This is a genomic window from Streptococcus cuniculi, from assembly GCF_004570575.1.
In the GTDB taxonomy this organism is placed as follows: domain Bacteria; phylum Bacillota; class Bacilli; order Lactobacillales; family Streptococcaceae; genus Streptococcus; species Streptococcus cuniculi_A.
This window is the reverse complement of record NZ_SPPD01000013.1, coordinates 49,478-69,959: the sequence shown is the minus strand read 5'-3', so window position 1 is coordinate 69,959 and position 20,482 is coordinate 49,478. Positions and strand designations below refer to the sequence as shown.

General features: G+C 43.2%; 16 protein-coding genes, 1 tRNA gene and 1 pseudogene. 1 reads left to right on the top strand and 17 read right to left on the bottom strand.

Going from position 1 to position 20,482, the window contains the following annotated elements:
- Positions 1–261: 261 nt before the first annotated feature.
- The 12 genes and pseudogenes from E4T82_RS08810 to truA form a co-directional block, all read right to left on the bottom strand.
- Positions 262–1,143, bottom strand: a complete 882-nt coding sequence (locus tag E4T82_RS08810) for a class II fructose-bisphosphate aldolase (protein WP_075105450.1) — start codon at positions 1,141–1,143, stop codon at positions 262–264.
- Positions 1,144–1,216: 73 nt separating this feature from the next.
- Entirely contained in the window at positions 1,217–2,449 is a 1,233-nt protein-coding gene (locus E4T82_RS08805) for a glycosyltransferase (RefSeq protein WP_135182465.1), read from the bottom strand.
- A gap of 57 nt (positions 2,450–2,506) precedes the next feature.
- Positions 2,507–2,592, bottom strand: a tRNA-Leu gene (locus E4T82_RS08800).
- A gap of 368 nt (positions 2,593–2,960) precedes the next feature.
- Positions 2,961–3,770 (bottom strand): Fic family protein, encoded by an 810-nt coding sequence (locus tag E4T82_RS08795; protein WP_135182464.1) that lies wholly within the window; start codon positions 3,768–3,770, stop codon positions 2,961–2,963.
- Positions 3,771–3,969: 199 nt separating this feature from the next.
- Positions 3,970–5,574, bottom strand: a complete 1,605-nt coding sequence (locus E4T82_RS08790) for a CTP synthase (protein WP_135182463.1) — start codon at positions 5,572–5,574, stop codon at positions 3,970–3,972.
- Between the two features lie 110 nt (positions 5,575–5,684).
- The gene (rpoE, locus tag E4T82_RS08785; RefSeq protein ID WP_135182462.1) at positions 5,685–6,275 is read right to left on the bottom strand and encodes a DNA-directed RNA polymerase subunit delta; all 591 of its coding nucleotides are present in this window, start codon (positions 6,273–6,275) and stop codon (positions 5,685–5,687) included.
- A gap of 405 nt (positions 6,276–6,680) precedes the next feature.
- Positions 6,681–7,964 carry a trigger factor gene (gene tig / locus E4T82_RS08780; RefSeq protein ID WP_135182461.1) on the bottom strand — a complete coding sequence of 428 codons (1,284 nt, stop codon included), beginning with the start codon at positions 7,962–7,964 and terminating at the stop codon, positions 6,681–6,683.
- Positions 7,965–8,543: 579 nt separating this feature from the next.
- Positions 8,544–8,924, bottom strand: a pseudogene (locus E4T82_RS08775) (GH25 family lysozyme); the annotation flags it as partial.
- Positions 8,925–9,308: 384 nt separating this feature from the next.
- Positions 9,309–9,872: a TIGR01440 family protein gene (locus tag E4T82_RS08770; protein WP_416222662.1), complete on the bottom strand. Its 564-nt coding sequence runs from the start codon at positions 9,870–9,872 to the stop codon at positions 9,309–9,311.
- Positions 9,873–9,881: 9 nt separating this feature from the next.
- Positions 9,882–10,352 (bottom strand): ECF transporter S component, encoded by a 471-nt coding sequence (locus tag E4T82_RS08765; RefSeq protein ID WP_135182458.1) that lies wholly within the window; start codon positions 10,350–10,352, stop codon positions 9,882–9,884.
- Positions 10,342–11,103: a bifunctional hydroxymethylpyrimidine kinase/phosphomethylpyrimidine kinase gene (locus E4T82_RS08760; protein ID WP_135182457.1), complete on the bottom strand. Its 762-nt coding sequence runs from the start codon at positions 11,101–11,103 to the stop codon at positions 10,342–10,344. Before E4T82_RS08760 ends, E4T82_RS08765 begins: the two co-directional genes overlap by 11 nt.
- Positions 11,093–11,842, bottom strand: coding sequence for a tRNA pseudouridine(38-40) synthase TruA (gene truA, locus E4T82_RS08755; RefSeq protein ID WP_135182456.1), 750 nt, complete (start codon positions 11,840–11,842; stop codon positions 11,093–11,095). Before truA ends, E4T82_RS08760 begins: the two co-directional genes overlap by 11 nt.
- 146 nt (positions 11,843–11,988) lie before the next feature.
- On the opposite strand from truA, the gene E4T82_RS08750 reads away from it, so the two are divergent.
- On the top strand, positions 11,989–12,441 hold the full coding sequence (locus tag E4T82_RS08750; protein WP_135182455.1) for a Fur family transcriptional regulator: 453 nt from the start codon (positions 11,989–11,991) through the stop codon (positions 12,439–12,441).
- Between the two features lie 56 nt (positions 12,442–12,497).
- Here the strand turns inward: E4T82_RS08750 and E4T82_RS08745 are convergent, their stop codons facing one another.
- The 5 genes from E4T82_RS08745 to dnaK all read right to left on the bottom strand — a co-directional run bounded on the left by E4T82_RS08745 (position 12,498) and on the right by dnaK (position 20,252).
- Entirely contained in the window at positions 12,498–13,166 is a 669-nt protein-coding gene (locus E4T82_RS08745; protein ID WP_135182454.1) for an amino acid ABC transporter permease, read from the bottom strand.
- Between the two features lie 141 nt (positions 13,167–13,307).
- A complete protein-coding gene (locus E4T82_RS08740) occupies positions 13,308–14,186 on the bottom strand; it encodes a transporter substrate-binding domain-containing protein (protein ID WP_135182453.1) in 879 nt (292 codons plus the stop codon).
- Between the two features lie 106 nt (positions 14,187–14,292).
- Positions 14,293–15,747, bottom strand: a complete 1,455-nt coding sequence (locus E4T82_RS08735; RefSeq protein ID WP_135182452.1) for an amidase — start codon at positions 15,745–15,747, stop codon at positions 14,293–14,295.
- A gap of 442 nt (positions 15,748–16,189) precedes the next feature.
- Complete coding sequence (gene dnaJ, locus E4T82_RS08730; protein WP_135182451.1) at positions 16,190–17,311, bottom strand: molecular chaperone DnaJ; 1,122 nt, start codon at positions 17,309–17,311, stop codon at positions 16,190–16,192.
- A 1,117-nt stretch (positions 17,312–18,428) separates the two neighbouring features.
- Positions 18,429–20,252, bottom strand: coding sequence for a molecular chaperone DnaK (gene dnaK, locus E4T82_RS08725; protein WP_135182450.1), 1,824 nt, complete (start codon positions 20,250–20,252; stop codon positions 18,429–18,431).
- Positions 20,253–20,482 lie beyond the last annotated feature (230 nt).

The following is a 20,482-nucleotide window of genomic DNA, read 5'->3' as shown; positions in this document are numbered from 1 at the left end:
CTATGTTGTTTGACATCTGCCCTGTGTCCTTTCACTAATTTTAAGCAACGAAAAAAGAGAACCTATTCAGTTCTCTTCGATTATATATTTAAGTTTTTCGGATTTCCCAAAACTCTAGACACTTACTTCAACTTTTTTAACTAAGGCCAAGAACTGTAATTTATCAAAGTAAGTTCCACTTTTTAATGGTGTCTATCTGCTTCAAACGATGAACAAAAAACAACTTCCCAAATTGAGAAGTTGTTGATGCTCTATCGCTGATTAAGCTTTGTTTTCAGAACCGAACACGTCGATACGCTCTTCAACAGAGGCTTGGATTGCTTTTACACCGTCAGCCAAGAATTTACGTGGGTCGAAGAGTTTTTTCTTGTCATATTCTGCTTCGTTTGCTTCGTAGTTACGAGCAAAGGCACGAGTTGCGTTTGCAAATGCGATTTGGCACTCTGTATTTACATTTACTTTTGCCACACCAAGTTTGATTGCTGCTTGGATTTGGTCATCTGGAATACCAGAACCACCGTGAAGAACGATTGGGAAACCTGGAACAGCTTCTGTCAATTTCTTCAAGTGATCAAGGTCAAGACCTTCCCAATTTGCTGGGTATGGACCGTGGATGTTACCGATACCTGCTGCCAAGAAGTCGATACCAGTTTCTACCATTGCTTTTGCATCTTCGATTGGAGCAAGCTCACCAGAACCGATGATTCCGTCTTCTTCTCCACCGATTGTTCCAACTTCAGCTTCAACTGAAATTCCTTTTGCGTGTGCCAATTTCACCACTTCGCGTGCTTTTTCAAGGTTTTCTTCAACTGGAAGGTGTGAACCGTCAAACATGATTGAAGTGTAGCCAACTTCGATACACTCAAGTGCATCTTCGTAGTGACCGTGGTCAAGGTGAATCGCAACTGGAACAGTGATGTTCATTGATTCTACAAGGTTTGCAATCAAGTTACGAGCTACTTTGTAACCACCCATGTATTTTGCTGCTCCCATTGATGTTTGGATCAAAACAGGAGCTTTTTTAGCTTCTGCTGCTCGCAAGATTGCTTGAGTCCACTCAAGGTTGTTTGTGTTAAAGCCACCAACTGCGTAACCATTGTCACGAGCTGCTTGGACGAATTTTTCTGCTGAAACGACTGGCATGTTCTAGCCTCCTTTTATTTTTGTGGGCTTCCCCACTTACATTGTTTATTTTATCACTTTTTCAGAAAAAAGGCTAATGTTTCATGAGATTTTTATTTTTTTCTTCTCTCTTATAACCCTCTAAAAATTCCACCACTCCCTGTGGTTGGGTCGCTGGGAATGTCATTGTCGTATAGTCTCCAACTGTCGTATCAAAGGAGAGAATCTCTCTTCCTTTGTCCCTTACTTCCCCTAAAACATCCTCAAATTTGCCACCACGGTTAATGTCCAAGTAGAGATCTGCTTTCTCCATTAAATCTTCAATCGTCACTCTCATAATCTTAGGATACAGCCTCACGTTTTCATACTGGGCTAAGCGAGCCAAAGTTCCCGACATTGCTGTATAGGCTCCGATATGGAAACAACAGTCTGGTAAAGAAACTACCAACTGCTCAATATGCTCCAAAAGATGGCTATTTGTAAGGGTAAAAAGATGCAATCTGGTAGAAAGGGTTGGAACTGCTCTTACCCCCCCCCCAACTTTAGCAACAATCTCTTCCCACTCCAACATAGCATAGTCCCACCAGATCTGCCGAAGCCTTCCTGAAGAAAAGGTATTCCAAGGCTTATCTGGAGAAATATAGTGAAGAACCAAGGGGAGAGGAGTAATAGGGAGGTCAAAGACACCTAGCTCGCCGCGCACATAGGCTCCATAGTCGTAGCCAATGGGGAAATTGTAGGTTTGGTCTAAGGCAAGCCAACGTCCAGAAAAAAGGCTATTAAGAATCGATTGATCTCCCTCAGGCACCTGCTGCCAATCCCTCCGCGTTCTTTCGATGAGCTGTTCAAATACCTTTTCCTCTTTCCAACGCTTATTATCAATCAGCAAAACACCCGAATTAAAGAGTGAGGTCATCCCATGTAAAGCAGCTACTGCTGCTAGATAGTTCTCTCCCAAATCCAAATCAAATAAATGGCAGATTTCTCCAGTTACAATCAAATCACTATCTAGATAGAGCACACGATCCTCTACTACATACTCAGGGATAAAATAGCGGGCAAAGGCCATATAATTGATATGTTCAAAACCAGCCGTCCAGTCCCTATCCAAGCGGGAATCTAGCAACTTAATATCGACTAGTTCCGAACCGATTCTTGCCAGTTGTCGTCGGGTCGCCCGAAACCACTCACTAGGTATATCTTGGTTAAAAATATAGACCTTTATTTCTCGATTATGAGAACACAGCGATTTTAAGGTGCTTTCAATTTGTCGAAGATAGCCATAATCACCTGCTAATACAATGGCTGCTTTTTGCTTGCTTTTCATCCCATTCCTCCCATGCTAGCAACTAACAAAAAAGACTGGCTAAACCAGTCTGTTCCATGCGGAGAGAGGGACTTGAACCCTCACGACCTAAAGCGGTCACAGGATCCTTAGTCCTGCGCGTCTGCCAATTCCGCCATCCCCGCGAACGAGTACCTTACTAGTATATCAGCTACTCTATCTCTTGTCAACACTTACTGAAAAAATTTTATAAATTGTAATTTCTCAAAGTAAGTTCCACTTCCCTTTCCAAAGTGGAAGTTAGTCTAAAACGAATATTTAGTCTATCAATTTTTTGCCTATCAATCTGCTAATCCTATTGGTGCACCTGGTGACGGCGATGACCAATATGTTTCTTGGTTGAGTAGAGCTAATTCGACAGCCGCAAAACAGAAAAATCACCCTGCCACAGGACAAGATGATTCTACTATGATTACTTCTGATTTTCCACTGCGGCCGAGATAAAGGCTGTGTATAGCTCCTCTGGACGGTTTGGACGGCTGGAAGGAACATGCTACTTCTCTATCCCCAAGACTTCTTCAAACATCTGTCGCGAGGACAGTAGATGATGTTTATCAAGCAAGATTGTTTCAAAAAAACGAGTAAGGTAGATTGAATTCTTTTTTGCCACTGTCGCATTATCCAATACCAAAGCATCTCTAAAATAACGCGCCTTTTCCTTAAAGGGGCTGTTATCAATCTCAAATCCGAGTACTCGAAGATATTTAATCATAAAAACAGTCACTGTTCGAGTATTTCCTTCACCAAAGGGATGAATTTGCCAAATACCCGATATGAATCGTTGCAGGTGTTCAACCATTTCCTCAAGCGTTTTTCCTTGATAATTGAACTGTGACTCCTGTTCAAAATCATAGGCTAAACTAGCTGCAATCGTTCTATAGTCGTCATAGATGACACTATCTCCTCCTAGAATTGGCTCGTCCTTGCGAAGATTATAGGGTCTATATTCCCCCAGAGGAACACCTTGAGGAAGAAGCCCTAGAAAAAGGTCTTTATGAATAGCTTTTAAAGTGACGGGCGCAAACTTGAAACCCGACCGAGACAATAGCTCTACAATACGCAAGGACACGATGTCCGCTTCTTTTGTACTATCATCAATTTCCTCATGATACTTCGTAATCTGTTGGTATACTTGCTCGTAACTGAGTTTCCCAACAATCTGTTCTTTTGCAAGTTCAACCATGTAGAGTGACGGCTTTAAGCCATCTACTTTTTGAAGCCCGAACCCCGTCTCCCAAAGGTCTTGCTTCGTTTGGGAGGAAAGAATCGGATTATCTATTTCATAACTATATTCTTGTTTCATCTACACCTTCTCCATTACTCAGTCACAAGGTAAAATGAAATTGCTTATCATTCTCTAATAACTGGGCGACCCAACCACTAGCTATAGCTGCTGTTTTTCGCCAATGGTATATAATCATATTCTATCATATATCCTAGATAATAGCTCATCCATAGAGATCTAATACTCTTTGAACATCTCTGCAAACTCCTATCTCTCACTACTTGTGATGATCAAGCGCGGCCGAGATAAAGGCTGTGTATAACTCCTCTGGACGGTTTGGACGGCTGGATAATTCTGGGTGATATTGGCAGGCTACAAAGAATTTATTTTCAGGAATTTCTACGATTTCAACCAGACGGTTGTCAGGCGATACACCTGAAAAGACAAAGCCTGCTGCTTCAAACTGTTCACGGAATTGATTGTTAAACTCGTAGCGGTGACGGTGGCGGCGTTGAACAACTTCTTGATTGTCATAGGCAGCAGCGGCGCGACTCCCTTTTTTGAGCTTCGATGGGTACAAGCCGAGACGAAGGGTACCTCCCATATCTTCCACATCAATCTGGTCACGCATGAGATCGATAATTGGATAAGGAGTGTCTGGTGCTAATTCTGCAGAGTTGGCACCTTCAAGCCCAAGGACATGGCGGGCAAACTCAATACAGGTCAACTGCATACCAAGGCAGACCCCAAGCATTGGGACATCTTGTTCGCGGGCGTATCTGATAGCCTCCATTTTCCCTTCTGTCCCACGCTGTCCAAAGCCACCTGGCACAATGATTCCGTCTGCGGACCCGAGCAAGCCTGCGACGTTTTCTGCTGTCACATCATTGGCATTAATCCAGTCAATCTTGACTTCGGCGTCATTGGCATAGCCAGAGTGTTTCAAGGCTTCAACGACAGAGATATAGGCATCTGGCAATTCCACATATTTTCCAACCAAGGCAATCTTGACCTGCTTTTTCAAGTTCATGACCTTATCCACCATCGCAGACCATTCTGTCATATCGGCAGCTGGGGCATCGATTTTCAAATGGTCACAGACGATTTGATCCATCTTTTGCGCTTGCAAGTTAAGCGGAATTTGATACAAATGCTCAACATCGAGCGATTCGATGACTGCTTCTGGTGCCACATCACAGAACTGAGCCAATTTATTTTTAATGCCTTGACCAGCTGGCTCTTCTGTCCGAATGACCAGCATATTTGGCTGAATACCAAGTCCCCGCAACTCTTTTACAGAATGTTGAGTCGGCTTGGTTTTCACCTCTCCCGCTGCTTTCAAATAAGGAAGAAGCGTTGTATGGATATACATGACATTGTCTGCCCCCACATCAGCTTTCATCTGGCGAAGGGCTTCTAAGAATGGCAGGCTCTCAATATCTCCAACGGTTCCACCAACCTCCGTGATGATGACATCGGCATCAGTTGTCGTCGCTGCGCGCTTGATTTTTTCTTTCAAAGCATCGGTGATGTGCGGAATGACTTGAACGGTTGCACCAAGATACTCACCGCGGCGCTCCTTGCGTAGCACTTCACTATAAATCTTACCAGTTGTCACATTGGAATATTTATTGAGATTGATGTCAATGAAGCGCTCATAATGCCCAAGGTCAAGGTCGGTCTCTGCTCCATCATCTGTAACAAATACTTCTCCGTGCTGATATGGACTCATGGTGCCTGGGTCGATATTGATGTAGGGATCGAACTTTTGAATGGTTACTTTTAACCCCCGATTTTTCAACAGGCGCCCCAAACTAGCTGCTACAATCCCTTTTCCGATGGAACTGACCACGCCACCGGTTACAAAAATATACTTTGTCATGAACTTCTCCTTAAAAAATAAAAATAGCTCCCTGAAACAGGGAGCTCTGACCTCAAAAGAGGTGCCCGATTAATAGCATACTGAAAATCACACGATTTGTCAAATGAGAATTATTCTTCATCTACACTTTCTTCGTCTTCTTCTGTGTAGTCATCATCTTCTTCATTCAACTCAACTTCTTCGTCCACCAAATCCTCATCTGGAATGATTTCATTGATTTCAGAATCATAGGATTCTGCTTCATCTTTTTCATCATCTGGATTGTCGTCATCATACTCAGTTGATGTTGTCGTATCATAGCCATCTTCATCTTCTGGGTCATCATTGCCATAATCAATGGCATCTTCATCCCCAGCCATAAAGGCATTGACACGTTTTTTCTTGCGTTTTGGTGCGTCTTCGTCCTCATCTTCAAGGGTGATGACTTCTTCATCAATCTCATCAATCGCATACCATGAACGAAGTCCCCATTTGTTTTCCCCCAGAGGAATGAAGCTACCGTCCACATTCAAGTCAGAATAAAAAGTAGGTAGGGCAGCACGAATATCGCTGTTTGATTTCTCAAGATAGTTTTGAATTTCATTGACCAAATCATTGAAATACATCTCCTGACCGCGACCACGTTCTTCCAAGATAGCACGCGCCACCTCAATCATGGATAATTCACTTTTTTCTTGTCCTGCAAATACGTTTAATTCCAAGGCTATTCTCCTTATGTAAAATATGATCCCGTCAGCAACCAGTGCCTAGGAACCACTCATACTCTTTGAGTATCATTTTTTGTCTTTCCTCACTATTTTACGCTAAAATCAGCAAATAGTCAAAGATAATTTCATTATAACAACCGTCTTTCAGTTGAATTTTGTCCTAGGAAAGGAAATACAAGCATCCCTAGGGCGAGGAAAGATGCGTTCATGACACAACTAATTCAAACCGAATAGCTATATAGTCGTTTAGCTTTGATTTAGTACTAGGCAACGAGTCGCAGACATAACTGGAGTTAGGCAAGACGAGTTAACAACGTAATAAATCAAAACCAAATGACTATAAAATTAGAGAAAAATAGAAGCTGAGCAATTCTCAACCTCTATTTTATCTGTTTTTACTTATTTCACAGTTGCTGTGCTTGTGATGACTTCAACCGCTTTTTTCACTGCGATGTCATGTTTCAACATATCTTCTGAAAGCAGGCGACGCACTTGTTCTACTTCCATGTTGTAGGTCGATGCGAGTTCTGTGATTTCAGCTTCGATTTCTTCTGCTGTTGCCTCAAAACCTTCTGCTTTGGCTACAGCTTCCACAACAAGATTTGTCTTCGTACGTTTTTCAGCATCTGCTTCGTATTGTTTATGAAGATCTTCGCGTGTTGTTCCAGTGATTTGGAAGTACATATCTGGTGAGATACCTTGTTGTTGCATACCACCAAGGAATTCATTGATCGCACGGTGTACTTCTTCGTGAACCATTTCTTCTGGAAGGTCAACGATTTCTGCATTTTCAACAGCTAAATCAATTGCTGCTGTTTCTACCGCATCGTCAAAGGCAATTTCTTTTGCCGCTTCCAATTCTTTACGGTATTTTGCTTTCAACTCATCAAGTGTTTCCACTTCTTCGTCAAGGTCTTTTGCCAATTCATCATCAAGAGCTGGCACTTCTTTTGCTTTTACTTCGTGGATTTTTGTCACAAAGAGAGCTGGTTTTCCTGCCAAGTCTGCTGCTTGGTAGTCTTCTGGGAAAGTCACTTCGACCTTAACTTCCTCACCTGCGCTGTGACCTACCAATTGGTCTTCAAAGCCTGGGATAAATTGACCGCTACCAAGGCCTAATGAGAAGTTCTCACCTTTTCCACCGTCAAATTCAACACCGTCGACAGAGCCAACAAAGTCAATCACAACTGTGTCGCCTTCAGCAGCTGGTCCTTCTTTGATAACCAATTCTGCCAAGGTATTGCGCTCACGCTCCACTTTTGCATCAACTTCTTCATCCGTTACTTCTTTTGTTGCTTCAACGGATACTGACAAGTTTTTGTAGTCACCCAATTTTACTTCTGGCTTAGTGACAACTTCTGCAGTGATTGTCCAGTCTTGACCTTTTTCCATCGATACAACTTCGATGTTTGGTTGTGCAACGACTTCAAGACCTGCTTCTGCTACAGCTGCTTCATAGGCTGCTGGTAAAAGAGCATTGACAGCATCTTGGTACAATGCTTCTTCACCAAATTTTTGGTTGAAGACAGCGCGTGGCAAGTGACCTTTACGGAATCCAGGTACGTTAATATCTTTCTTTACCTTGTTAAATACACGATCCAATTCTGGTTTGATAGCATCTTGAGCGATTGTAAATGTCAAGACACCGCGGTTTGTTTCTTTTGATTCAAATGATACAGACATTCTGTCATTTCTCCTTAAAATTTTATTGCATACACGCTATTATATCATATCTCCAGCCATTCTCCAAATTTTTGTGCCAATTCTAGGACAAACGCATGAAAATGTCTTGTCCTTTTTTTCCACCTCACCCCTTTTTTGATTTACAATAGTCGTTTTAAATACTGATCAAAGGATAAGACCACGGACATATTTCTCACGGCGCATGCTCACTTCCCTTCCATTTCATCATAATATTTCTCATAATCGCGATATCTACCGCTATCCAAGCGTTTAAAAAACATGATACTTCCTATTCTAGCAGGTATTATTAACACCTACAATTATATCATTTTCTCTTCTTTTCTAAAAATTTCAAAAATAGAAAGAAGCCACGAACGTTTATCAATAGTTCCCAGCGCTACTTCTAGATTGACGATAACCACGCATAACACGTAATCTGCGATTCAGTGTCGCTTCTGACATTTTAAAATACTTTTCAATCAATTCATCTGGATAATTATGATACAAATTCTACCTCCTCTCTAACATTCTATAAGATAAAAAACAAGTCTAGACATTTTCTAAACTTGTTTTTAGTTATTATTCAAATGCATCTTCTCCGTACCAAGCAATGCCTTCGTATTTCCAGCCCCTTGTCTGAAGAACCCTTACCTCGTTCTCACTCATTGTGTAATGATGCGAACCTGATGTTAAACCTTGATGGAAAAGGCAATGTACAGGACGACTCCCAGCCGAATACCAGGCACTACCTTCATTCCGCCAATGATGTTTAGTCGTTAAAACCCTCACCTCATTTTGATCCATTGTATAATGATGATCTTTCAGAATCGGATTATAAAGTCGATAAACTTCTTTTCCTTCCTTAGGTGCTCTCCATGCTACACCTTCATATTTCCAACCACCTTTTACCAAGGTGTCTTTTTCGTTGACACTAGAAGAATAAAAATGATATTTTTCTTTCTGTTTCCAAAAATATTATAACACATTTTGAAAACCTTTTCAAACCCCGAAAAACATACTAAGAATATCTACGTGAAGATTTTTTGTAATAAACGGATTTTATAACATCTTATTTTTATTGAGATGATTATATCACTGGTACAGCTTTTTTTAATATTTGCGAGTCAGATTGTATCAAATTTCAAACAATGGCTTTTCATACCGCCTTCCTTTCTTTTATACAACCCAATAAAAACAAGCTATTTTAAGCCCAATATCATTAAGCTAAGCACTAACCTATAACAAAACGACTCCCACAAGTGAAAGCTATAACATAAAGCGGGAATCGTTTTTTCATGTTAGAGAATGTAGAGCGCACAAAAGAAAAGGGAGCTTCAACTTTTCCTAGCAGTTCCGTTTGCGAATCATATCTTCTTGATACAAGGCCCTAGCACCGCCAATCAATTTTGGCCGGCTGGCAAGAGCCGTCACGTGGGCATGACCAATCTGGCGTAAGATCGGTCGCAAGGGTACTTGGACGTGTTTGACGTGCATACCGATAGCGGTATCGCCAATATCAAGTCCTGCGTAGGCTGTGACAAACTCAACCTCGACAGGGTCGTCCATATACTCAAATGCGGCGAGTTGCCCAGAACCGCCTGCATGCAAGCTCGGAAGCACGTTGACGATTTCCAAATCTTTAGCAAGAGCAAAGTCTCGCTCAACCACCAAGGCCCGATTCACATGCTCGCACCCCTGAACAGCTAGGTGAATCCCCCGTTCAGACAAACCATCTAAGACGGTTTTGACAATCACTTGCCCGACTTCCATACTGGAATGTTTGCCGATATGACCTCCGATGACTTCACTAGAAGAGAGACCTAAGACAAATAATTGACCCTTTTGAATCTGGCTCAATTCCAAGACCTCTTCTAAAATCTCCAAGGTTTCCTGTTTAATCGTGTCCATTTCTACCATCTAGATTTCTACCTTTCTGCTACTCGTCATCGCTTTAGCAAGAACAGATCCAAGAAACATACCGACTGTATTTTGGATCAGATTTCCGACCAGACTATCCAATGCACTCGCTAAATTGTACATCATCAGGCTCGCTAGAAAATAACCACCGACCATGGCAAGGCTAGCAAAGAGTAGCCCTACGAATCGTCTTTTTCCTGACCAACCAGCTGTATAGCCTTGTAATCCATGAAACATCAGGCTAAAGAAAGCCCACTGCGGGTAGCCCAGTAGCACATCAATCAAGAGACCTGACAAACCACCGACAACGGCACCTTCTTTTGATCCCAGATAAAAAGCGGTAAAAAAGACACCAGCATCTAGCAGGGTGATGAGGCCAGTCAAGGTCGGCACATGTACGTAACCTAAGACAACTGTTAGAGCTGTCAAAATCGACAGCAATACGATTTTTTGCGTTTGTTTAGCTTTCATATTGTACCACCCCGTATTCATCAGACGCTTGAATCGCTCGAAGAACAAAGTCCTTAGAAACACTCACCGCATCACGCACACTAGCCCCCAAGACTAGCTGACTAGCGATACTTGAGGCAAACGTACAACCTGCACCGGTATTGTTTTTCTCCAGCACCTGCGATTCCAACACCTGATATTGCTCACCGTCATAATAGACATCGATTGCGCGCCTTTTATCCAGCCGATTGCCTCCCTTAATCACGACATGTGGAGCCCCTAGCTCATGCAGGGTTCTCGCTGCTTCTTTCATTTCTTCAACCGTTTGAATCCTTCTTTGGGTCAATAGCTCCGCTTCTGCCAGATTGGGTGTGACAATGGTCACATAGGGAAAGAATGCCAGCAATTCCTTGCGCAAATCATTGACCTCCACATCATGCGTTTCTTTACAAACAAGAACGGGATCAAGGACAATTGGAAGACCTGCATGCGACCGCACACAATCAAGCGCTTGCTTGGCAATAGCGACATTGGGCAACAAGCCTATTTTTATAGCCGCAAAATCTACATCTTGTAAACTGTTCAATTGTTTTTCAAAGACAGTTTCATCGACCGCTATCACCTCAAACCCCGTGTCCGTCATAGCAGTCAAACAAGTCACCGCCACAAAACCATGTAGACCATTGACCGTATAGGTGGTCAAATCCGCATGGAGACCACCACCACTAAAAATATCGTTGCCTGAAAGGGCTAGAATATACTTACTCTTCATATTGAATCTCCTTCAAATACAAGCCATTTGGAGCAGCCGTAGGCCCTGCCAATTGACGGTTCTTTTCCTGTAAAATTCGCTCCACCTGCTCGACTGGCATGCGGTTATTGCCAATTTTCAACAAGGTCCCCACCATATTACGCACCTGTTTATAAAGAAAGCCATTTCCTGTAAAGGTAAAGATGAGCAAGTTTTGCTTACTATCTAGCTCCACACGCGCTTCTGTAATCGTCCGCACCTTGTCTTCCACCGCTGTTCCTGACGCTGTAAAACCTGTAAAATCATGGGTTCCCACCAAGGTAGAAATAGCCTTTTGCATCTGCTCAAGCTCTAACTCATAGGGAAAATGAGTCGCATAACGTCTCATCATGGGATTTTTTGGCCGGCCAATATCAACCAAAAATTCGTACGTTTTTTGATGCTTGGCATAGCGACAATGGAACTCATCTGCTACCTGTTCAATCGCTACTACATCAATATCTTCAGGACTTTGCGTATCAAGAGCAAAACGAAGCTTTTCCACATCCCGACTACCAGGTAAATCAAAATGAATGACCTGACCATAGGCATGGACTCCGCTATCTGTCCGCCCTGCTCCATGCACCACTACCTCTTTCCCACTATTTAAGCGTTGCAAGGTCCTTTCCAATTCCTCCTGAACCGTTCGTGCCTGAGGTTGGCGCTGAAAACCTGAAAAATCGTATCCATCATAGGAAATAATTGCTTTATATCTTGTCATAACTTGATTGTACCACAGCTTAAAAGCCAGTGACAAGGAGGTTACCTCTTGTCTGTCCTAGCACAGATAGCAAGCATAAACTTTTATTCGCGTATTTTAGCTAAATGGTATATAATGAAGAAAAATATCACAAGGAGAGACGTGCCATGTCCCATCACACACACCATAATCACCAAGATGCCTATGCGCACGTCGTGAGTCATTTAAAAGAAAAAGGAATCCGGATAACCGAGACGCGCAAGGCGGTCATTCGTTACTTGATTGATAGCCTTGATCATCCAAGTGCTGAGATGATTTATAAGGATTTACGACCGAGCTATCCAAGTATGAGCCTAGCCACCGTCTATAACAATCTCAAGGTACTGGTAGAAGAAGGGTTTGTGACCGAGTTAAAACGCAACAATGACACGACTACCTACTACGATTTCATGGGACACGACCATTTGAATGTCATCTGTGAACGCTGCGGAAAGATTACTGACCTGATTGCTGAAAACATGCCGAGCCTTGAAGCCCAAGTCCAAGCCCAGACAGGCTATCAGATTACCAAAGAACTCTTGACCATTTACGGTGTCTGCCCAGCATGCCAATCAGCCTAAAACGAACAACAACAATATTTTAAGTCTCAGAATATTGTTGTTGTTCGTTTTTTTATCTATCCATAAGTTGCTAGATGCTTTTCCAGCTGAACTTGCCCTAGGGCGTACAAGGTGCAAATAACCCAATAGATTAGGGCAACGCAGATATAGACTGTCATGTAATCCGACTTGGCACCGCCGACAATCTTGGCCTTGTTAAACAATTCTGGCACGGTAATCATGGCGGTTAGGGAGGTGCTTTTCACCATGTCTAACAAGACATTGCTGAGGGGTGGCACGGCAATCCGAAAGGCTTGAGGAATGATGACCTTCCGATAAATCACCGAGTTTTTTAAACCGAGCGAACGAGCCGCCTCCCATTGTCCTTGGTCAATCGCAGAAAGCGAGGAGCGGATAATCTCTGAGATATAGGCGCTTGACATGAGGGTAAAGGCAATGATACTAGCACTAATGGCATCCAATTCCAAGCCCATAAAGGGAAGGCCGAAGTAGATAAAAAAGAGCAAGACCATAAGCGGAATTCCCCGCATCAAGGAAATATGGAGCATGGCTAGGTAGCGCACTAGAGTAAGCCGTGACATGCGTAAAAGGGCAACAAAAAAGCCACAAAATGTCCCCAGGGCAAAACCAATGAGAGATAAGCCCAACGTATAGGGCAAACCTTCTAAAATCTTAGGAATCGCCTCTTTTGCTAGCTCTAGGTTAAAAATCACCTGCCAATTCATTTTTTCCTCCACTATATATTTATCAGACAAAACGCCTTCACCACATCAGCACTCAAAACGGACTGACGATAAAAGAGAGCGAGCGCATCAAGCACACCTGCTTTGACCTTCCCACTCTCATTTTCCGCATTCACATTCTAGCTACTTCACGTCAGCTGTATCAATGACAGGCAGATTGTCCACACCTTTTTCAGGCTCTGTCAAGTCTTGACCAGCGTAATATTTTTCTGAAATGACTTTTAAGGTACCATCTTCTTTCATCCCTTTAAGGACCTCATCTAGCTTTTCTTTCAGGCTAGTATCTGCCTTACTCATCACAATTCCTTGCTCGGTTGGGTTGTACTTGGCAGTTCCCATTTTGACCTTAATATCTGGGAATTGCTTCGTAATGTATTGAATAGCAATCACTTGTGTGTAGTAATCGTTCGGGATAAAGTCTGTCCGCCCCGTTGATACGTCGCGGAGGTAGACATCATTGGTCACATTGTCATAAATCACCGGCTCTGCACCGAGCTTTTCTGCAATCTTCATGTACTGGGTGCCTGCACCGCCGCCAGCTTTTTTCCCTTTCCAATCGCTCAAATCTGCTGCTTCAATCCCAGACGAGCCATCTTCACGGACAATCATTCCACCGATTGAATATTTGTAAGGAATAGAGAAATTGTATTTTTCAAGACGTTCTTTAGTCGTATCAAAGTTGTTGACAGCGATATCAACCTTGCCACTATCTACTGCGGTAAAGGCTTCTGCCACACCGATTTCTTGGTATTCAATCTTGATGTCCAAGCGTTTGCCGATTTCATCGAGCATCTCAATTTCATAACCGACTAATTTGTCTGCATCATCATGATAAGAGGTTGGATAGAGGGTCCCTGGAGTGGCTACTTTCAAGACTCCTGCTTCCTTGACCCGTTCCCACTCTGTCTGATTTGCAGAAGAGGTTTTAGTCGTGTTGCCCGAACAAGCAACCAAGGCAAGCGAAGACACGAAGAGGGCTGATGCAACTAATTTTTTCAACATAATGATCTCCTTTTTATCCGTTTTGAGACCCGTTATCCAAGTCACAGAACATATAAAGCTAGGGTATCATAAGAAAACGCTTTTATCAATTATTTTAACTGAAAATTTAAAGCACTTTACATATCAGCTCTCCTAACTTTTCAAGTTCTTCTGCTACAAACAAAAGAATATCCTCTCTCCCCTTCGCAGCCGTCAACTGGACACCTATCGGTAGACCTTGTGCCGTTTGATAGAGCGGCAGACTGATGGAGGGTTGACCCGTAAGATTTGCCTGTTGCGTAAAAGGAGTCCATGAAAGGCTCTTTTCAAACATCTGCCAAATGAGTTCCTGTTGCTCCTCCATGTCATAGTCAGCCATGTGGCGCAACTTTTCCGACAGCTGCTTATCCAGCGCAAATTGACCGTGCTTAGGGGCAACTTCTGCTACTGTAGGAGTGAGCAAAAGATCATAATTCTCATGAAAAGCTGCCATTTTCGCGCTGTATTGATCCCAATCCTGTAAAATCTGACTATAGCGATAGGCAGGAATGGTCTGACCGCTCTGGTAAATAGCCCAAGTCATCAATTCCATATCGTCTATCTTCAGCTGACGATTCATATTTGCTTCAATTCCTGCAAACATCTGCGCCGCCTCCACACTATTCATCACGTAATACGAACGCATGGCTTCAATACCGTCTAAGGGATATGCAGCCAGCTCCGTTACCTGATGGCCTAATTCCTCTAAGACAGGTAGAAGATTTACAACTGCCTCTTGCGCTTCTGCTGATACAGGTGTCCCAATCGGTGACTGGAGTGAAAAGGCAATGGTGAGTGGTCTTCTTCGAGACGCAAACAAACTCTCCCAAGACAAGGGCTGCAAGGGAAAGGGCGCTTCGACCTGATAGCTCTGCAAATGATAGAGGAGGCTCTTGGTGTCTCGGACAGATTTGGTAAGAGCAAAATGCACAGATGCCCCCTGCCAGCCCCGATAGGAGGACGGGCCAACTGGTATCCGACCGCGACTGGTCTTTAAGCCAATAAGTCCATTAAAACTAGCCGGAATACGAATGGATCCACCGCCATCTGACGCACCCGCAAGCGCCACCATACCAGAAGCTACGGCAGCGGCCGAACCACCGCTAGACCCACCTGCATTGCGGGTCACATCCACAGGAAGATTGACTGCACCATGTACCCTACTATCTGAGATATTCTTAAAGCCAAATTCTGGAGTATTGGCTCGCCCAAGCACGATAAAACCTAGTTCTTCCATGCGCTGCGTATACCGATCACTCTTATGCGCTCGATAATTGGCAAACAGGCGAGAACCCGCTGTCGACAACTCACCTGCCTGTTCCTGTCCCAAGTCTTTCAACAGGATTGGAACACCTGCAAATGGCTTATCTCCTACTTCCAGATTTCTCGCACGCTCTAGCGCTTGTTCATATTGGGTACTCACAACTGCATTCAAATGTGGATTCAAAGCTTCAATCTTCTCGATACTGGCTCTCACACACTCCTCAGCCGTCACTACTCCATTTCGAATAGCCTCTGCCATAGCTATCGCATCTTGGTACATGACACTTCTCCTTTTACGACCTTTATTAACTTTAGCCTATCATGAAACACTAAAATCAGCAAGCCCTGGGAACGAGTACTCATACTCAAAGAAAATCAAAAAGCAAACTAGGAAGCTAGCCGAAGGCTGTACTGGCATACGGCAAGGCGACGCTGACGACGTTTAAATTTCATTTTCAAAGAGTATTAGTGAAAAAGATAAACTTCCTTGTGTGTACTACACATTGCGTCAGTTTCCTATTTTCATACAGATTTCTTTACGTCTTCGTTACTTATACTAAGTTAACAAAGGAACCTTTTGATTTTCAAAGAGCATCAACAATCAATCCCTGACTAGCTCCCACCATCAGTCCTAAAGGACAAAAAAATCACTTCAACCAAGGGTTTACAACCTAATTGAAGTGATTGCATTGCCAGACTAAGAGCCTGAACTTGGTTTTTTCTTATAGGTCATCAAAGGCATCTTTGACCTTATCGAAAAATCCTTTTTTCTGTGGATGAACAGCGATATTTCCAGCAGCTGCGAAATCTTTCAAGGCTGCTTTTTGTTTGTCATTGAGATTGGTAGGAGTCACAACGTTAATCGTCACGTATTGATCTCCGACCATACTGCCGCGTAGGCTCGGAGCCCCTTTGCCTTTCAAGCGGAATTTCTTACCTGTTTGCGTTCCTTCAGGAATCACCAAGTCCACATCGCCATGGACAGTCGGCACATGTACCGTATCTCCCAAAGCTGCTTGAACGAAATTGAGATTGAGCCTATAGTGAATGGTCATGCCGTCCCGTTCAAACTTGTCCGAAGCTTGCACCTGAATCACTACAAAAAGATCTCCGTAAGGGCCACCGTTAAAACCAGCCTCTCCTTGACCTGAAAGACGGATTTTTTGACCTGTTTCAACCCCAGCTGGCACTTTTACCGTAACCGTATGAGCTTGCTTTTCATGACCTGTACCGTGGCAGGTATGGCATGGGTCCTTAATTTCTTTTCCGCGACCATGACAGACATCACAGGTCACTTGGCGGCGCATCATACCGAGCGGTGTTTGGGTATCAACATTGATGACTCCCGCACCGTGACAGCGACCACAGGTCACAGGACTAGTACCCGGTTTGGCACCAGAACCCGTACAGGTCCGACAGGTCGCTTCACGATTGTAGCTGACTTCTTTCTCTGCTCCGAAAATCGCCTCTTCAAACTTCAAGTTAATGCGGTATTGAAGGTCGTCTCCCTGACGAGGCGCATTGGGATTACGGCTTGCGCCACCGCCGCCAAAGAAGCTGGAAAAAATATCTTCAAAGCCGCCGAAACCTGCTCCGTCAAAGCCACCGCCGCCAAAACCACCTTGGGCACCAGCAGCCCCAAATTGGTCATAGCTAGCCCGCTTTTGAGCATCACTAAGCGTTTCATAGGCCTCTTGAATATCCTTATACTTCTGCTCTGCCCCAGCCTCCTTATTGATGTCTGGGTGGTATTTCTTGGACATTTTTCGGTAAGCCTTTTTGATTTCATCCTGTGAGGCATCCTTAGAAACCCCTAGACGATCATAAAATTCTGTATTGTTCATTTAAGATACCAAGCCCGTAAGCGGCAATGTCAAAATAGCAAATGTAACAAAGACGCTTGCGTCTAGGAAACGTTTGGATTTTTGACACAGACGTTAGGGCGGGTTCAATTGCTTGAACACTCTTGTTCCTTTCTGTTAAGATGTTAAGTCGTTCAATAACTCGAAAAAAAAATGGGAAACTTGACAAAGACGCTTGCGTCTAGGAAGCAGTTATCTTTTTGACACAGTCCGTAGCCCGTGTTCAGTTAAGAACACTTATTCCTTTCTATAAAATGTAGATTGAGCAAGATGAAAATAGGTAACCTAACGGAGAGAAATTGTTCATCTTTTTTCAAAGAGTTGTCGGCGTACTTAATTCCTTAAAACACAGTCAAAATAGGTATTGGACGGCGAACGGCTTGAGTCCTAGCGACAATCATCGTTCTATACAACGCACAAGATACGCGAGGACTAGAGCGCTTTTTAGGACAATCCCGAACCCAGACAATTCCCTGCTTGGGCAAAACGCCTGACCAAAAGGGGCATTGCAATCGCCCATATGCCATACCTTGCTATTTCTGACTAGCAAAGCAGGAGCCAAGAAATCCTCCCTAGCTCCTTGCTATCTGTATCTTTCGATACGTGTGTTTTATCTATGCAACAAAAGATAATGTTCCTTTCTCCCACTCATCTACTGAACTGAGATTGGACTAAAAGTCTATTCATACTATGTAACCAAAATTGAGTTCCGACTAAAGACTTCAGAAAAAAGATAGGCAGCTGTTCCCGCTTTAGCGGGTTACAGATGAGAATCCCTTTAGTGGATAGGCAGCTGTTCCCGCTTTAGCGGGTTACAGATGAGAATCCCTTTAGTGGATAGGCAACTGTTTCAGCTTTAGCTAATTATAGATGAGAATCCCTTTAGGGATAAGCCACCTTGTGTACATCGCACACAGTGATGACTTCCTATTTTTCTATTGTTTTTGTTACGCCATCACCTACGACGCTCGAAAAGCAAAGGGGGACTGCCAAGTTGAACTCGGACTAAAAGCTCGGGAAAAAGATAGATATTCCTAGGAGCACTGCTCCTGCGTCATATCTCCTATTTTCCTGTCGCTTTTTATACGTCCTCCGTATCCTACTTTTCCGTAAACTCTCCGTCTACTACGTCATCGCCTGCTTGGGTTGAGTTGCCGGATCCTTCTGCACCTTGGGCTGCTTGTTGAGCTGCGGCTGCTTGCTCATACATCTTAACTGCAAGACCTTGCGCTTTTTCATTCAAGTTTTCCAATTTGGCTTTCATGTCGTCCAAATTGTTAGCTTCTTGAGCTGCTTTCAATTCGTCAAGTGCTGCTTGGGCTGCATCACGTTCTGCATCAAATCCTTTGCCTTCTGTTTCCTTGATTGTCTTTTCAGTAGCAAAGATCGCTTGGTCTACCTCATTGCGTAGGTCTACTTCTTCCTTGCGTTTTTTATCTGCTTCAGCGTTCGCTTCTGCATCTTTCATCATGCGATCAATTTCTTCATCTGTCAAACCTGAATTGGATTGGATCACAATTGTTTGCTCTTTTTGAGTACCAAGGTCTTTGGCTTTAACAGATACGATACCGTTTTTGTCAATGTCAAAGGTTACTTCGATTTGAGGGATTCCACGAGGTGCCGCTGGAATGTCTGTCAATTGGAAACGACCGAGTGTTTTGTTGTCCGCAGCCATTGGACGTTCACCTTGAAGAACATGGATATCTACTGCTGGCTGGTTATCTGCTGCTGTTGAGAAGACTTGTGATTTAGATGTTGGAATCGTTGTATTGCGTTCAATTAGTTTGGTAAATACGCCACCCATTGTCTCAATACCAAGTGATAATGGTGTCACATCAAGAAGCACGACATCTTTAACGTCACCAGAGATAACCCCGCCTTGGATAGCAGCACCCATCGCTACTACTTCATCTGGGTTTACAGATTTGTTTGGCTCTTTTCCAGTTTCAGCTTTAACAGCTTCTACGACAGCTGGGATACGAGTTGAACCACCTACAAGGATTACTTCATCAATTTCAGAGATAGAAAGTCCTGCATCAGACAAGGCACGGCGAACTGGCTCTTTTGTGCGCTCTACAAGGTCGCGTGTCAAATCATCAAATTTCGCGCGAGTAAGGGTCATTTCCAAGTGAAGAGGTCCTGCTTCCCCAGCAGTGATGAACGGCAAGCTGATTTGAGTTGAAGTAACACCTGAAAGGTCTTTCTTCGCTTTTTCAGCTGCATCTTTCAAGCGTTGAACCGCCATTTTATCCGCTGATAGGTCAATGCCATTTTCTTTCTTAAATTCAGTTACCATGTGGTCAATAATTTTTTGGTCAAAATCATCTCCACCAAGTTTGTTGTCACCAGCAGTTGCAAGAACGTCAAAGACACCATCTCCTAATTCAAGGATAGAAACGTCAAAGGTTCCGCCACCGAGGTCAAATACCAAGATTTTTTCTTCTTTGTCTGTCTTGTCAAGTCCATAAGCAAGGGCTGCTGCTGTTGGCTCGTTAACAATTCGTTCTACTTCAAGACCTGCAATTTTACCTGCATCTTTTGTCGCTTGACGTTGGGCATCATTGAAGTAAGCAGGGACGGTAATAACAGCTTTTGTTACTTTTTCACCAAGGTACTCTTCTGCATATCCTTTCAAGTATTGAAGGATCATAGCAGAAATTTCTTGTGGAGTGTATTCTTTACCATTTGCAGCAACTTTTTCAGCTGTTCCCATTTTTGATTTGATAGAGATAATGGTGTCAGGATTTGTCACTGCTTGGCGTTTTGCTGCATCACCAACGATAATTTCACCATTTTTGAAAGATACAACAGACGGAGTTGTACGATTTCCTTCTGGGTTCGCAATGATTTTGCTTTCTGTTCCTTCAAGAACAGCCACTGCAGAGTTTGTAGTTCCTAAGTCAATACCAATAATTTTAGACATAATAATGATACCAAGAACGTTGAAATAGTCCTGTGGACTGTTTCAATCGGGAGATTAGAGAAAGCGAGGCTTTCTTCATCTAGCGACTGAAAGTAACGTTCAAATCCTTTCAACAATTAAATTTATTTTTTCTTTTTAATCATAGTTTTCTGTCATTTCGGACAAGTTATACTCTTTACAAATCAAAACTATACTTTGTCAAGAGCCTTGATGAACCCCAGTTCTATCTT

What these genes read in the sequence shown, in the direction of transcription:
- E4T82_RS08810 (WP_075105450.1), bottom strand. Translation starts at nt 1,143, where the DNA reads ATGCCAGTCGTTTCAGCAGAAAAATTCGTCCAAGCAGCTCGTGACAAT.
- E4T82_RS08805 (WP_135182465.1), bottom strand. Translation starts at nt 2,449, where the DNA reads ATGAAAAGCAAGCAAAAAGCAGCCATTGTATTAGCAGGTGATTATGGC.
- E4T82_RS08795 (WP_135182464.1), bottom strand. Translation starts at nt 3,770, where the DNA reads ATGAAACAAGAATATAGTTATGAAATAGATAATCCGATTCTTTCCTCC.
- E4T82_RS08790 (WP_135182463.1), bottom strand. Translation starts at nt 5,574, where the DNA reads ATGACAAAGTATATTTTTGTAACCGGTGGCGTGGTCAGTTCCATCGGA.
- tig (WP_135182461.1), bottom strand. Translation starts at nt 7,964, where the DNA reads ATGTCTGTATCATTTGAATCAAAAGAAACAAACCGCGGTGTCTTGACA.
- E4T82_RS08770 (WP_416222662.1), bottom strand. Translation starts at nt 9,872, where the DNA reads ATGGACACGATTAAACAGGAAACCTTGGAGATTTTAGAAGAGGTCTTG.
- E4T82_RS08765 (WP_135182458.1), bottom strand. Translation starts at nt 10,352, where the DNA reads ATGAAAGCTAAACAAACGCAAAAAATCGTATTGCTGTCGATTTTGACA.
- E4T82_RS08760 (WP_135182457.1), bottom strand. Translation starts at nt 11,103, where the DNA reads ATGAAGAGTAAGTATATTCTAGCCCTTTCAGGCAACGATATTTTTAGT.
- truA (WP_135182456.1), bottom strand. Translation starts at nt 11,842, where the DNA reads ATGACAAGATATAAAGCAATTATTTCCTATGATGGATACGATTTTTCA.
- E4T82_RS08750 (WP_135182455.1), top strand. Translation starts at nt 11,989, where the DNA reads ATGTCCCATCACACACACCATAATCACCAAGATGCCTATGCGCACGTC.
- E4T82_RS08745 (WP_135182454.1), bottom strand. Translation starts at nt 13,166, where the DNA reads ATGAATTGGCAGGTGATTTTTAACCTAGAGCTAGCAAAAGAGGCGATT.
- E4T82_RS08740 (WP_135182453.1), bottom strand. Translation starts at nt 14,186, where the DNA reads ATGTTGAAAAAATTAGTTGCATCAGCCCTCTTCGTGTCTTCGCTTGCC.
- E4T82_RS08735 (WP_135182452.1), bottom strand. Translation starts at nt 15,747, where the DNA reads ATGTACCAAGATGCGATAGCTATGGCAGAGGCTATTCGAAATGGAGTA.
- dnaJ (WP_135182451.1), bottom strand. Translation starts at nt 17,311, where the DNA reads ATGAACAATACAGAATTTTATGATCGTCTAGGGGTTTCTAAGGATGCC.
- dnaK (WP_135182450.1), bottom strand. Translation starts at nt 20,252, where the DNA reads ATGTCTAAAATTATTGGTATTGACTTAGGAACTACAAACTCTGCAGTG.